Annotated in this window: 11 protein-coding genes and 3 pseudogenes; 5 read left to right on the forward strand and 9 right to left on the reverse strand. The window is 69.3% G+C overall.

Annotated elements, in window-relative coordinates; genetic code table 11:
- Positions 1 to 820: 820 nt before the first annotated feature.
- From OHB56_RS32720 to OHB56_RS32735, 4 genes and pseudogenes are all read right to left on the reverse strand, one after another.
- Complete coding sequence (locus OHB56_RS32720) at positions 821 to 1234, reverse strand: transposase (RefSeq protein ID WP_055630739.1); 414 nt, start codon at positions 1232 to 1234, stop codon at positions 821 to 823.
- A gap of 106 nt (positions 1235 to 1340) precedes the next feature.
- Positions 1341 to 2411, reverse strand: coding sequence for an enoyl-CoA hydratase/isomerase family protein (locus OHB56_RS32725; protein ID WP_406357197.1), 1071 nt, complete (start codon positions 2409 to 2411; stop codon positions 1341 to 1343).
- Positions 2408 to 3556 (reverse strand): acyl-CoA dehydrogenase family protein, encoded by a 1149-nt coding sequence (locus tag OHB56_RS32730; RefSeq protein ID WP_326755477.1) that lies wholly within the window; start codon positions 3554 to 3556, stop codon positions 2408 to 2410. Before OHB56_RS32730 ends, OHB56_RS32725 begins: the two co-directional genes overlap by 4 nt.
- A gap of 35 nt (positions 3557 to 3591) precedes the next feature.
- A pseudogene (locus OHB56_RS32735) lies at positions 3592 to 4071 on the reverse strand (aldehyde dehydrogenase family protein); the annotation flags it as partial.
- A 570-nt stretch (positions 4072 to 4641) separates the two neighbouring features.
- Between OHB56_RS32735 and OHB56_RS32740 the strand changes: the two are divergent.
- The 5 genes and pseudogenes from OHB56_RS32740 (at position 4642) to OHB56_RS32760 (ending at position 8830) form a co-directional block, all read left to right on the forward strand.
- Positions 4642 to 4911, forward strand: a complete 270-nt coding sequence (locus tag OHB56_RS32740; RefSeq protein WP_326757201.1) for an NAD(P)-binding domain-containing protein — start codon at positions 4642 to 4644, stop codon at positions 4909 to 4911.
- A gap of 21 nt (positions 4912 to 4932) precedes the next feature.
- Complete coding sequence (locus OHB56_RS32745) at positions 4933 to 6531, forward strand: methylmalonyl-CoA mutase (protein WP_406357200.1); 1599 nt, start codon at positions 4933 to 4935, stop codon at positions 6529 to 6531.
- 48 nt (positions 6532 to 6579) lie between these two features.
- Positions 6580 to 7035 (forward strand): cobalamin B12-binding domain-containing protein, encoded by a 456-nt coding sequence (locus tag OHB56_RS32750; RefSeq protein WP_326755480.1) that lies wholly within the window; start codon positions 6580 to 6582, stop codon positions 7033 to 7035.
- Entirely contained in the window at positions 7002 to 7907 is a 906-nt protein-coding gene (locus tag OHB56_RS32755; RefSeq protein WP_406357202.1) for an ABC transporter ATP-binding protein, read from the forward strand. Before OHB56_RS32750 ends, OHB56_RS32755 begins: the two co-directional genes overlap by 34 nt.
- Before the next feature lie 89 nt (positions 7908 to 7996).
- Positions 7997 to 8830, forward strand: a pseudogene (locus tag OHB56_RS32760) (IS5 family transposase).
- A gap of 437 nt (positions 8831 to 9267) precedes the next feature.
- Here OHB56_RS32760 and OHB56_RS32765 read toward each other — a convergent pair.
- The 5 genes and pseudogenes from OHB56_RS32765 to OHB56_RS32785 all read right to left on the reverse strand — a co-directional run.
- Positions 9268 to 10770 carry an aldehyde dehydrogenase family protein gene (locus OHB56_RS32765; protein ID WP_326755482.1) on the reverse strand — a complete coding sequence of 501 codons (1503 nt, stop codon included), beginning with the start codon at positions 10768 to 10770 and terminating at the stop codon, positions 9268 to 9270.
- Positions 10771 to 10815: 45 nt separating this feature from the next.
- Complete coding sequence (locus tag OHB56_RS32770) at positions 10816 to 11613, reverse strand: enoyl-CoA hydratase (protein ID WP_326755483.1); 798 nt, start codon at positions 11611 to 11613, stop codon at positions 10816 to 10818.
- Positions 11610 to 12539: a 3-hydroxyisobutyrate dehydrogenase gene (gene mmsB / locus OHB56_RS32775; protein WP_326755484.1), complete on the reverse strand. Its 930-nt coding sequence runs from the start codon at positions 12537 to 12539 to the stop codon at positions 11610 to 11612. Before mmsB ends, OHB56_RS32770 begins: the two co-directional genes overlap by 4 nt.
- On the reverse strand, positions 12536 to 13639 hold the full coding sequence (locus OHB56_RS32780) for an enoyl-CoA hydratase/isomerase family protein (RefSeq protein ID WP_326755485.1): 1104 nt from the start codon (positions 13637 to 13639) through the stop codon (positions 12536 to 12538). Before OHB56_RS32780 ends, mmsB begins: the two co-directional genes overlap by 4 nt.
- A pseudogene (locus tag OHB56_RS32785) lies at positions 13636 to 13758 on the reverse strand (acyl-CoA dehydrogenase family protein); the annotation flags it as partial. The pseudogene OHB56_RS32785 and the gene OHB56_RS32780, both read right to left, overlap by 4 nt.
- Between the last annotated feature and the right edge of the window lie 35 nt (positions 13759 to 13793).

Below are 13793 nucleotides of genomic sequence, written 5' to 3' on the forward strand. Positions count from 1 at the left end.
GGAGGCCCCGCCTTGCTGACCGCGGGACGTGACAGCAGAGCCGGCCTTCGCTGGTCCGCTCGTCCTCTGGAAGGTGTCGCTCCCTGGCTCGTCGGCTCGCCCGCGGCATGGGCTCCTTCTTCGAGCCCTGTGACTGCTCCAGGCCCAGCCGTTGCCCGCACGCCTGCACCATCCGGTTTCGCGACGCTCGGGGAAAACAGCGAGAGGAGACCGGGTATCGGACCCAGGAAGCGGCGGTCGAACGGCTGACGGAGCTGTACGCCGACCGGAAGAAGACGTCTCCCTCGGTGGCGGAGGCGCGACGGGAACTGGGGCAGCAGACGATAGAGGAGTACGCCCGGACGTGGTTGCCTCGGCAGCGCAAGATAACCGAGTACTCGACTGAGAAAGCCCTGGCGAGCCACTTCAGGGCATAGATCAAACCGGTGATCGGATCGCGAAACTCGGGGCAGCTCATCACTCGGTACCAGCCCGAGGTAGGCGCCAATGCTCGCTCCGGTGAACCGCTCCCAGTCGCCGATTTCCACGGCCAGGGCAAAGCCGGCGAGAGCGTCGGTTCCGCGCAGGCACCCGAGCCGGGCGACCACCGCAGACCACGGTGAGTCGGCGGCCATCGCGGCGATCGCTTTATCGAGACGGGCCCGACGTCCTTCGGCCAGGACCACCGCCTCGTACGCACTGTCGTAGGCGGCCTTCATCGCCACGTCGTCGAAGCGTTGCGCGCCGAGCCACGCGTGGTGAGCCGGCCTCCACGTGACCCCGCCGCTCCACACGAGCCCTTGGCGCAGCAGCAGTTTGCTCACCTGATGGCGGGCACGCATCAGATCCCCGCGCACATCCTCGCGCGCCGCACCAGATCCCGGGTGGCTTCTTCGGCCGCCGACGGCACCTGCACCGCGGTGAACTCGCCCAGGCGCAGCAGCTTCGCCAAGTGCAGAGCGTCGCGCGCATCGGTTTTCACCCGCTCATCGGCCGGACGTTGCAGCCTTGAGGGCGCGAGTACCTCGCAGTGTATCCCCGCCACCGAAAGCGCCACGGCCAGGCCGAACCTGGTCGGCCCGGCTTCGTAGGCCACCGCGACTGGACTGGGCAGGCAACTGATCCACCCGAGGACGTCAACATGCTGCGGCGTGAGCCGACAGCAGATCAACTCCCCGGTCACTGTGTCGATCGCGCACGCCACCACGCTGCGGGCATGCACATCCGACCCGACGCTCGTACGCTCAGAAAACACCGGGCCTCCCGCAAATGTAGGCACTACCGGCCAGGCTGCGCCCGGCCGGAAACCCACGACAACTTGTGAGTGAGGCCCGGGCCCACGACCGGCACCTACATACCGTCTAGGCCACTTCCGCGACGGATCCGGCGGCCAGCCCCAGTTCGCGCTCGCCGAGAGGGGTGAAGAAGCGTTCGACGTCGGCCTCGGTGACCTCTGCGAGGGTGGCGGGCGACCAGCGCGGGTTGCGGTCCTTGTCGATGACCTGGGCGCGGATGCCCTCCACCAGGTCGGGAGCGGTCAGGGCGACACAGGAGACCCGATACTCCTGGTCGAGGACCCGCTCCAGTAGGCCGAGCCGACGGGCGCGGCGCAGGGCGGCCAGGGTGACCTTCAGCGCGGTGGGCGACTTGGCGAGCAGACTCTCGGCGGCCTCCTTGGCGGCGGGGTCGGGGTGGGCGAGCAGCCGCTGGACGATCTCCTCTAGCGAGCCGGCCGAGTAGCAGGCGTCGATCCACTCCCGCCGCCCGGCCAGCTCCCCCTGCGGCGCGGGCCGCACATGGCGGGCCACGGCGTCCCGCACGGGCAGGTCGGCGAGGTCGGCGACAAAGCGCGGTAGGGCGAAGGAGGGGACGAAGTGGTCGGCGAGGCCGCAGAGCAGGGCGTCGCCGGCACCGATGACGGCGCCTGTCAAGGCGAGATGCGTGCCGAGTTCCCCCGACGCGAGGGCGAGCAGATAGGTGCCGCCGACGTCCGGTACGAAACCGATACCGGTCTCGGGCATGGCGATCCGGGACCGTTCAGTGACGACACGGACGCTACCGTGTGCGGAGACACCGACTCCGCCGCCCATCACGATGCCGTCCATAACGGCGACGTAGGGCTTGGTGTAGCGCGCGATGCGGGCGTTAAGGCGATATTCGTCGCGCCAGAACGCGGCTGAGGTGCTGCCGTCGCCGTCCCGGACGTCGTCGTGGATGGCTCGGATGTCGCCGCCCGGGCACAGGCCGCGTTCCCCCGCGCCGGTGATGACGACCGTCTCGACCGCGGGGTCTTGCTCCCAGGCGGTGAGGGCTTCGTCGACCTGGCGGACCATCGCGTGGTTCAGGGCGTTGAGGGCGCGGGGGCGGTTGAGGGTGAGGTGGGCGACGCGTCCAGCGGTGTGGAGCCGGACCGCCTCTTCGCTGTCGGTCATCCGAACGCCTCCGTGAGGCCGCGGGCCACGATGACGCGCATGATCTCGTTGGTTCCTTCCAGGATCCGGTGGACGCGAAGATCGCGGACGATCTTCTCGATGCCGTACTCGTTGAGGTAGCCGTATCCGCCGTGCAGTTGGAGCGCCCGGTCGGCGACCGCGTACCCGATGTCGGTGGCGAACCTCTTGGCCATGGCGCACAGGTACGGCGCCTGCGGGTGGCCCCGGTCCAGTGCCTGGGCGGCCTGCTGGACCAGGGCGCGGGCCGCGGCGAGTTCCGTCGCCATGTCGGCGAGGCCGAAGCGCAGTGCCTGGGCGTCGAGCAGACGCTGACCGAAGGCCTCCCGGTCGGCTAGGTGGGCGAGGCTGCGGTCGAGGGCGCTGCGGGCACCGCCCAGGGAGCAGGCGGCTATGCCGAGGCGGCCGCCGTTGAGCCCGTTCATCGCGATCCGGAAGCCCTGGCCCTCCCGGCCAAGCAGCCGATCAGCCGGGACACGTACGGCATCCAGCACGACCTGCCGGGTGGACTGAGCGTTCCAGCCCATCTTCCGCTCGTTGGGGCCGAAGGAAAGGCCGGGGTCGTCCTCGTCGACGACGAAGGCGGAGATGCCGTCCGCGCCATCGTTGCCGGTGCGCGCCATCACCACGTACAGCTGGGAGGTCCCGGCGCCGGAGATGAACTGCTTGACGCCGGTGAGGACCCAGTGGTCGCCATCACGGGTGGCCCGGGTGGTGAGGGCCGCCGCGTCCGAGCCGGCGCCCGGCTCGGTCAGGCAGTAGCTGGACAGGTCCTCCATGGCACACAGGCGGGGCAGCCAACGCTCGCGCTGGCAGGCGTCGCCGTAGTGGTCAATCATCCAGGCGACCATGTTGTGGATGGAGAGATAACCCGCGATGGACGGACAACCCGAGGCGAGAGCTTCGAAGACGAGGACGCCGTCGGCCCGGGTGAGACCGGAGCCCCCGGATTCCTCGCGGACGTAGATGCCGCCGAGGCCGAGCCCTGCGGCCTTGCGCAGGACGTCGACGGGGAAGTGCTTGTCCCGGTCCCAGTCGAGGGCGTGCGGGGTGAGGTGGTCCTGGGCGAAGTCGAGAGTGGTCTCGACGAGGGCCTGCTGGTCCTCGGTGAGCAGGGTGGAGGTCATCGCGCTCACCCCGTCGTCGGGATCGTGAACTTCGCGCCTTCCCTCAGGCCGGCGGGCCGACGCGAGGTGACCGTCTTCGTTCGTATGCAGAAGTCGATGCCGGTGCAAGCGTTGTCGGTGAACTCACCCTTGAGTAGGTGCGGGATGCCTGCTTCACACTCGACTGCTTTCAGACCGCGTTGGAGGTCGCCGTGCGCGTTGGCGGCCGTCTTGCTGTGCTCGGCGGACAGCAGCCGGGCAAGCGAGTCCTTCTCCTGCTGGGCGAGTTGCAGGAACCGCAGCAGTACCCGGGCGCGGCGCTGAAGGTTCCACTGGCCCCACTCATGCTGTGCCCGCTCGGCATCGTTGATCGCTTCCTCGGTCTCGGCCCGGCTCGCGAGGGGAACGCGGGTCTGGACCTCGCCGGTGTCGGTGTCGTGGACCTCGCCAAAGGCACCGGAGGGGCCCGGGGTGGGCCTGCCGCCGGAGAAGTGGGTCAACTCGCCTACAGAAGCGCGTTCTTGGGTATGGATCATGGGGGTGCCAGCTCTCGTCAGGTGGTCCGGACGGCGCGCCGGGCCGCCGCATCCGTACGCCATGGCGTACGGATGCGGGGTTGCGCGAGATCGCGTATGGCTGAGGGCCGCCAGAACGCGACGGCCGAGCGCAGCTGAACCCCGTGGTGGAGCATGGCCCTTCGCGCGGACCGGACGGGATTGTGACTGCGCACCTACGCCATGCGTGTCAGCTCCATCCTTGGGGACAACATGGAACATCCCGCGGCCGGTATTCTGACGCTCGGTCAGCGAGTGTCGTCCGCTTGACAGGCTGCTCGTCAGTGACGTCCTGCTCGACGGCTTACTCCCAGGTCACAGCGGCGGATCACGCCGGCTTCCCTGCGCCGCGGGGTTTCGCCGCGACTATATAGTTGGGCGTCCTAGTAAATCCAGCCCCACCGTACGTGTGCATGTTTGCACAGTGGCTGTGTCAAAGTGCCTCTTGCCCGAGCAGGTACGCAAGCCGGATCTTGGACGCCGTACGTACTCCACGGCACCAGGAGGTAGTGGGATGGCCATTGCCGGGTTCATCGGTCTTGGCAACATGGGCTGCCCCACGGCCACGAACCTCGTGGCCACGACCTCTCCTCGGACGCTGCCGCGGCGGCTCGGCAGGCCGGAGTCGTCACCGCCGGCTCCGTCGCAGACGTCGTGGCAAAGGCCCAGGTCGTCATCACGATGCTGCCGACCGGACGACACCTACAGGACGCGATCCTCGGCGATGGCGACCGACAGCGACACCTCACGCCGCCGCGCCTCGGAGAGCACAGCGAAAGCGTCTGCGCCTGGCTCCGCGAGCTCGCTCCGACCCTTGCCTGACCGAAGGAAAGAATCACGCACATGACCCCGACACCTCGAGGGCCGCGGCTCGGAGAATCCGGGCTGCCCATCGAACCGGTCTACGGAGCCGACGCCCTGACCGGCTGGGACCCGGCCGAGCAGCTGGGCGAGCCGGGGACGTACCCGTTCACCCGGGGCGTGTACCCGACGATGTACACCGGCCGCCCCTGGACGATGCGCCAGTACGCCGGTTTCGGCACGGCGACCGAGTCCAACGCCCGCTACCAGCAGCTGATCGCCAACGGCACGATGGGCCTGTCGGTCGCCTTCGACCTGCCCACCCAGATGGGCCACGACTCCGACGCCCCGATCGCCTCGGGCGAGGTCGGCAAGGTGGGCGTCGCCATCGACTCGATCGACGACATGCGGGTGCTGTTCGGCGGGATCCCCCTGGACAAGGTCTCCACGTCGATGACGATCAACGCGCCCGCCTCCCTCCTGCTGCTGCTGTACCAACTCGTCGCCGAGGAGCAGGGCGTCCCGGCCGACAAGCTCACCGGCACGATCCAGAACGACGTGCTCAAGGAGTACATCGCGCGCGGCACGTACATCTTCCCGCCCAAGCCGTCGCTGCGGCTGATCGCGGACATCTTCAAGTACTGCCGGGCCGAGATCCCCAAGTGGAACACGATCTCGATCTCCGGCTACCACATGGCCGAGGCGGGGGCCTCCCCGGCGCAGGAGATCGCGTTCACCCTGGCCGACGGCATCGAGTACGTCCGTACGGCGGTCGCGGCCGGCATGGACGTCGACGACTTCGCGCCCCGCCTGTCGTTCTTCTTCGTCGCCCGGACGACGATCCTGGAGGAGGTCGCCAAGTTCCGCGCGGCCCGCCGGATCTGGGCCCGGCTCATGAAGGAGGAGTTCGGCGCGAAGAACCCCAAGTCGCTGATGCTGCGCTTCCACACGCAGACGGCCGGTGTCCAGCTGACCGCCCAGCAGCCCGAGGTCAACCTGGTCCGCGTCGCCGTGCAGGGCCTGGCCGCGGTCCTCGGCGGCACGCAGTCGCTGCACACCAACTCCTTCGACGAGGCCATCGCGCTGCCCACCGACAAGAGCGCCCGCCTGGCCCTGCGCACCCAGCAGGTCCTCGCCTACGAGACGGACGTGACGGCGACCGTCGACCCGTTCGCGGGTTCCTACGTCGTGGAGAGGATGACCGACGAGGTGGAGGCCGCGGCGCTGGAGTTGATGGAGCGGGTCGAGGACCTCGGCGGCGCGGTCGACGCCATCGAACACGGCTTCCAGAAGAGTGAGATCGAGCGCTCCGCCTACCGCATCGCCCAGGAGACCGACTCCGGTGAGCGGGTCGTGGTCGGCGTCAACCGCTACCAGCTCGACGCCGAGGAGCCCTACGAGCCGCTGCGCGTCGACCCGGCGATCGAGGCCCAGCAGGCCGAACGCCTGGCGAAGCTGCGCGCGGAGCGCGACCAGCAGGCGGTGGACACCGCCCTGACCGCCCTGAAGAAGGCCGCCGAGGGCGAGGACAACGTCCTCTACCCGATGAAGGACGCGCTGCGCGCGCGGGCCACGGTGGGCGAGGTGTGCAACGCGCTGCGGGAAATCTGGGGGACCTACGTGCCGAGCGACGCCTTCTGAACGTTCGTAACGGTGCTCATCACAGGACGCCTTGAGAAGTGAGTGGCAATGACAACAACACCCAGTCCCCTGCGTGTATTGGTGGCCAAGCCCGGTCTGGACGGTCATGACCGCGGGGCCAAGGTGATCGCCCGGGCCCTGCGCGACGCTGGGCTCGAGGTGATCTATACCGGCCTGCATCAGTCGCCGGAGCAGATCGTGGAGGCGGCCATCCAGGAGGATGTCGCCGGAATCGGCCTGTCCGTGCTGTCTGGTGCCCATCTGACGCTCTTCGCCAGGGTTCTCGACCTGCTCAAGGAGCTCGACGCGGCCGACATCACGCTCTTCGGCGGCGGCATCATCCCGACAGGGGACATCCCTCCGCTGGAGCGGATGGGCGTCGCCCGCGTCTTCACCCCGGGCACGCCCACCCAAGAAGTCGTCGAGTGGGTCAAGGCGCACGTGGGGGTTCCGTCGCCGATCGCCCCCGTATGCGGCGGCAGTCCGACGGGAGTGGGTTCGTGAGAGCAATCGTGGCCGCGCTGAACGGCGTGAGCGTCCTGCGGTACCCGGCAGGTCAGGTCATCCTCGACCGCGTCGACTGGACGATCCGGGCCGGTGAGCACTGGGCTCTGCTCGGCCCCAACGGTGCCGGCAAGACGAGCATGTTGCGGCTGGTCGGCGCCCTCATGCATCCGACCAGCGGCAGCGTCGACGTGCTGGGCCACCGGATCGGCCGCGTCGACCTGCGCGAACTGCGCACCCGCATCGGTTTCGTGTCCCCGGGGCAGGAGGTGCCGCGCGACGCTACCGTGCACGCGGTCGTCCTCACCGGCGCGACGGGGACCGTGCAGCCGCTGTGGCGTGAGTACGGCCCTGCCACGCGCGAGCGGGCCCACGAACTGCTTGGCGAGCTGGGCTGCAAGGACCTGGCGGACCGCCCGTACGGCGTCTGCTCCGGCGGCCAGCGTGCCCGGGTCCTCATCGCGAGGGCCCTGATGTCCGATCCGTCCCTGCTGCTGCTCGACGAGCCGTACAACGCGCTCGATCTGCCGTCCCGGGAGGACGTGATCGACGCCCTGCACTATCTCGCGACGACCCGCCCCGACCTGACCACCGTCACCGTCACCCACTACGTGGAGGAACTGCCGGCCAGCACCGGACACGCACTGCTCCTGCGAGGCGGGAGGGTCCAGGCGTCCGGTCCGGTCGAAGAGGTGCTCACCAGTGACGGCATGAGCGCGTGCTTCCAACGGCCCATCGAGGTCGAGCGGCGCGACGGCCGCTGGACCGCCCGCTCCGGCCGCGGGATGTCCCACACGGCGCTCGACCGAGGACCCCGGACCGGCGGCGGATCCAGAGCCGAGATCGGACCGCCCGTCTTCGAGCACCGTTAGGCCGTGTTTTAGGACTGGGCTACTTGCCGCGCCTCGTGCCGTGGTGATCGCGGTGGGGGCGTGGGGCTCTCTCGGATGAGCAGTGGGCTGTGCTGGAACCGCTGTTGCCCGTGGCACAGGTCGGCAGGCCATCTGCATGCCGACGCAGACTGGTTGATGGGATCCGACGGCGGGTGCGGACGGGGGCTCCATGGCGTGATCTGCCGGTGGAATACGGACCCCGGCAGACGGTCTATGGGCTCTTCCGCCGCGCAGCGGGCCGGTGTGTGGCAGATGGTGCTGGTCGGTCTCCAGGCCCGGGCGGATGCGGCAGGGCTGATCACGTGGGAGGTGAACGTCGATTCCACGATCTGCCGGGCGCATCAGCACGCGGCCGGCGCCCGCCGGGACGGACAGGGCCAGAAAGAGCCGCCCGGTGGCATCCGCGTTGAGCCGGACGACCATGCACTCGGCCGGTCCCGGGGCGGCTGGACCACCAAAATCCACCTGGCCTGCGAACAACGCCAAAGGCCCTTGTCTCCGCTGGTCACCGCAGGCCGGCGGAGGGGGGAGAGGCCGCATTTCCCGGCGTGCTGGAAGGCATTCGCGTGCCCCGGCTCGGGCCCGGCCGCTCGCGTCGGCGACCGCTGCGGGTGCGCGGCGACAAGGCCTGTTCCTCGCGCGCCAACCGTGCCTGCTTACGCAAGCGCAAGATCCGCAGCACCATCCCGGAACCGGCCGACCAGATCGGCCACCGCAAACGCCGCGGCAGCAGCGGCGGTGGTCCCCCGGCCTTCGACCGCGAGGACTACAAGGCCCGCCACGCTGTGGAGTGCGGCATCAACCGCCTCAAACGCAACCGGGCGGTGGCCACCCGGTTCGACAAGCTCGCCGTCCGTTTCCAGGCCACCGTCCACGTCGCAGCGATCAACGAATGGCTGTGACGCGGACGGCGGTGTCGGCCCCTCATGCCATGCTGACCATGACCGGGTGCCGGCACAGGAAGACCGGTTGGACCGGTTCGAAAAGCCGGCGGAACTGCTGCTCCAGCGCGCTGGCCAGGAGGAGCAGATACGCCGCAGCGCCGTCGGGCGACGAGGAACGAGTTCACGTCCCCGCCCGGGCGGAACCGTTTGCCCTCGGCGGTGACTGCGACCCCGCGCACCGCCGAGTCTTCGGAGCGTTACCGCGTCCCGGAGTGTGCGGGCTGCGGGCAGGTTGAAGGCGTGGGGGTCTCCGGACGTTCAAGGATGATCCTGCCGGCCCCGCCGTCCCGCTCGCACCGCGCGCAGCGGGGTTGCAGGTGGACCATCAAACCATTCCGGAGCAGTGCGTCCAGGCCTGCCCGCCACCGGTGCACATCCTGACCACACCGTATTGCTCAGCGCCGGATGCTCACGTTGATCTGCTTGGTTTGAGTGAACGAGGCGATCGCGCCCTCGATGGAGAACTCCCGCCCGGTCCCCGACTGCTTGTAGCCGCCGTAGGACTGCCCGACCATCTGGCTGCCGCCCTGATTTACCTGCACCCAGCCGGACTCGATCCGGTGGGCGGTGGCAAGGGCTTCGTCGAGGTCGGCCGACCAGACGTAGGCCGCCAGACCGTAGTGGGAGTCGTTGGCCATGGCGACGACCTCGTCCACGTCTCGCCACGGGATGACCACCAGAACCGGGCCGAAGATCTCCTCACGGGCCACACGCCAGCTGTTGCGCACACCGGCCAGGATGGTCGGGCCCTGGTAGAAGCCTTCGAGGCCCTCGGGGCTGAAGGTGCTGCCGTCGAGCACGACGCGCACGCCGGGCTGGCTCTTGCCGTCCTCGACGTACTCACGCACCGTCTGGTGCTGCTTGGCGTTGATGATCGTCCCCATGTCGGTGGCCTCATCGAGCGGGTCGCCGACCTTAAGCGCACCGACCTGGGCCGCCAGTCGGTCCAGGAAGGCCTCGTAGACGTCTTCGTGCACGAACAGCCGTGAGCCTGCGGTGCAGGACTGGCCCTGGCGGGTGAAGCGCATCGCCAGGAGCACGCCGGCGGCGGTCGCGTCGATTCGGTCGGGGGTCGCGGCGGAGGGGAAGACAATGCTCGGGCTCTTTCCGCCGAGCTCAAGCGACACGTGGGCCAGACGCTCACTGGCAGCGGTGGCGACGTGCCGACCAACCGACGAGGAGCCGGTGAAGGAGACCTTGTCGATCCCGGGGTGCTGCACGATCGCCTCCCCCACGATGCTGCCGCGTCCCGTGACCACGTTGAGGACGCCGGCGGGCAGGTGCTCGGCGGCGAGCTCCGCGAGCCGGAGGATGGTCAGCGGTGCATCCTCGGCGGGCTTGACGACGAGGGCGTTGCCGGCGGCGAGTGCGGCCGGGATCTTCATTGCGGCGATCATCAGCGGGGAGTTCCATGGCAGGATCGCGCCGACGACGCCGAGCGGCTCCAGCCGGGTGTACTGGAGCTGGTTCTCGCCCGCCGGCAGCACGGTTCCCTTGAACTCGCCGGCCACGCCGGCGAAGTAGCGGAACAGCGAGACGAGCGTGGCCGCCTCCGGACGCGCCTGGGTGCGCAAAGCGTTGCCCGTGTCCTGTGCGGTCAAGGCCGCCAGGGACTCCGCCTCGCCCTCGAGGGCGTCGGCGATCTGCAGCAGGGCTCGCTGCCGGGCCGTGAAGTGCAGGGCGGCCCAGGCCGGCTGCGCCGCTCGGGCGGCAGCGACAGCGCGGTCGACGTCGGCCGCGGAGCCGTTGGGGACCCGGGCCAGGACGGTGCCCGCCCGCGAGGGGCACACGACCTCGGTCCAGGCGCCCTCGACCGAGTCGACCCACTCACCGTCGATGTACATGGGCCAGTCGGGGGCGTCGGTGCCGTTCAGTTCGAGAACAGTCTGGTGCTTCATCGGATGCCAGCTTTCTGGGCAGGGGGTCTGATCGGTCGGGGTCGCTCAGCTGTGCTCGAAGGTGGGCGGCCGCTTCTCGACGAACGCGGTCATCCCCTCGGCTCGGTCTGCGAGGGCGAAGGTGGCGTGGAAGGTACGCCGCTCGAAGGTGACGCCCTGGGCGAGGGTGGATTCGAATGCCTGGGCGATGGCTTCCTTGGCGGCGTATGCCGCCGGCAGTGACATCGCGGCGATCTTCTCCGCGGTCTCGATCGCCTCGTCGAGGAGGCGCTTGGTCGGCACGATCCTCGAGACCAGTCCGGCCCGTTCCGCCTCGGCGGCATCCATCAGTCGGCCTGTCAGGATCAGGTCCATCGCCTTGGCCTTGCCCACCGCCCGGGTCAGCCGCTGGGTTCCGCCGATGCCGGGGATCGTCCCGAGAGTGATCTCGGGTTGCCCGAACCGCGCGTTCTCGGCCGCGATCAGCAGGTCGCACATCATCGCGACCTCGCAGCCGCCGCCGAGGGCGTACCCGGCCACGGCCGCGATCGTGGGTGTGCGCACGGCCGCGAATCTGTCCCATGCCGAGAAGAAGTCGGAGAGCAAGACGTCGGCGTAGGTCAGGCTCGTCATCTCCTTGATGTCGGCACCAGCGGCGAACGCCTTTTCCGAACCGGTCAGCACGATCGCACCGATGCCATGGTCCTGATCGAACTCGGTTGCGGCAGCGACGACCTCTGTCATGAGCGCGGCGTTGAGGGCGTTCAGCGCATGAGGGCGGTTGAGCGTGATGATGCCGACTCGCCCGCGGCGCTCGACGATGATGTTCTCGTAGCCATTCTGCTGTTCGGGGGTCGCGGTCATCGGGTTACCTCCTGGGTGGGCTCGAACGGTTCCTGGCGGACTTGCTCGATGATGGCCGAGAAGTCGCGGGTGCGGCCGCTGCCGACGGCGAAGTCGCGGTACAGGTCGGTGGCGAGCCGGCCGACCCTGACGTCGGTCAGCGTGGCGTCCGCCGCCTTCATGGCGAGGGCGAGGTCCTTGGCCATCAACGGCGAGGCGAAGCCGGGTGCGTAGTCCCGGTTGGCGGGGCTGGCCGGGACCGGGCCGGGGACCGGGCAGTTGGTGGTCAGCGCCCAGCACTGTCCGGAAGCAGTGGATGCCACGTCGAAGAGCGCCTCGTGAGTCAGCCCGAGGCGCTCGCCGAGGACGAACGCCTCTGACACGGCGATCATCGAGATGCCCAGGATCATGTTGTTGCAGATCTTCGCTGCCTGCCCGGCACCGACACCGCCGCAGTGCACGACGCGGCCGGCCATCGGCTCGAGAATCGTGCGCGCCTCGTCGATGTCGGCTTCGTCGGCGCCGACCATGAACGTGAGCGTGCCGGCCGCGGCCCCGACCACCCCGCCGGAGACCGGCGCGTCGATCGCACGGTGGCCCGCCTCGACCGCATGACCGGCGGCGGTCCGAGCGTCCTGGACGGCGATCGTGGAGCAGTCGATCAGCAGGGCGCCGGTGGGGACGGCCTCCAGCAGCGGTGCGCCGCCACGGCGGCCGAGGTAGACGTCGAGGACGTGGTCGCCGGTCGGCAGCATCGTGATGACGGCCTCCGCCCCGGCGGCGGCCTCCGCCGCGGACCCCGCCAGGACGACGCCCTTTTCCACGGCCTGCTCACAGGCGGCCGGTGAGGGGTCGAACCCGGTCACGGCGTAGCCCGCCTTCACGAGGTTCGCCGCCATCGGGCCCCCCATGTTGCCCAGACCGACGAACGCGATCTTCCTGTTCATGCAGTTCCTTCCTGCTCCGGCGCCGCGGCCGGGCCTACTGACGAGGTGGGGTCGAGCTCCAGCTCTGCGTCCCCCAGCGAAGCGAAATGGGCGTCGACCTCGACGGGATCGACGTCGGCGACCTGGGGTGGCTCCCAGCGCGGATTGCGGTCCTTGTCGATGACCTGCGCCCGGATGCCCTCAGCCATGTCGTGGCCGCGCAGAAGGCGGACCGCCAACCGGAACTCCTGCGCGAGCGCCTCCTCCAGCCGGGTCATCCGGCGGGCGGCGCGTAGCGCGCGGAGAGTGACAACCAGGGAAGTGGGCGACTTGGAGCGGATCGCTGCCAGGGCCTCGGCAGCCTCCGGCTCGGGTCGTCTGTTCAGCGCGTCGAGGATCTCCGCGACGGTGTTGTGGGCGAAGGCGACGTCGGCCCAGGTCCGCTGCTCGGCGAGCTTTGAGGGCGGTGCCGGACGGGTGACCTTCGTGAGCGCCTCCTCGACCGAATGGTCCACGAGCAGGTCGACGAGAGTCTCGAGATCGGCGGAATCCACGAAGTGGTCGGCCAGCCCAAGTTCAATGGCGTCGCCGGCGGTCATGTGGCCCGCGGTGAGCGCCACGAGGGTGCCGAGCTCGCCGGGGGCACGGGAGAGCAGCCAGGTACCGCCCACGTCCGGGACGAACCCGATGCCGGTCTCCGGCATTCCGACCCTTGTCTTGTCGGTGACCACTCGGTGGCTGGCGTGGGCGGACACACCGACACCGCCACCGAGCACGATCCCGTCCATGAGCGCGACGTAGGGCTTGGGGTAGGAGGCGATGAAGGCATTGAGGCGGTACTCGTCGCGCCAGAAGTCCACAGCCCCGTGCCCACCGGACACGGCGTCCTGGTAGATCGAGACGATGTCGCCGCCCGCGCACAGACCACGCGCCCCCGCCCCCTTGACCACTACTGCGGTCACGTCCGGGTCGGTCGCCCAGTCGTCGAGCGCCGCCTGCAGCAGGCCCACCATCTCGTGGGTGAGCGCGTTGATCGAACGAGGCCGGTTGAGGGTCAACAGGCCAAGGGGACCACGTTGCTCGGCGAGGACCGAAGGCTCAATGGTCGGCTGGTCACTCATGCTGCTACCTCCAGTACTGCTCTATTGACGATGAGTTGCATGACCTCGTTGGTGCCCTCGAGGAGCTGGTGCACCCGTAGGTCACGCACGATCCGCTCCACGGCGTACTCCGACAGGTATGGACGTACGAGCTCTCGGCGAACTTTCGAACCGC

The sequence above is a fragment of the Streptomyces sp. NBC_01635 genome (assembly GCF_045209715.1).
Lineage (GTDB): Bacteria > Actinomycetota > Actinomycetes > Streptomycetales > Streptomycetaceae > Streptomyces > Streptomyces hirsutus.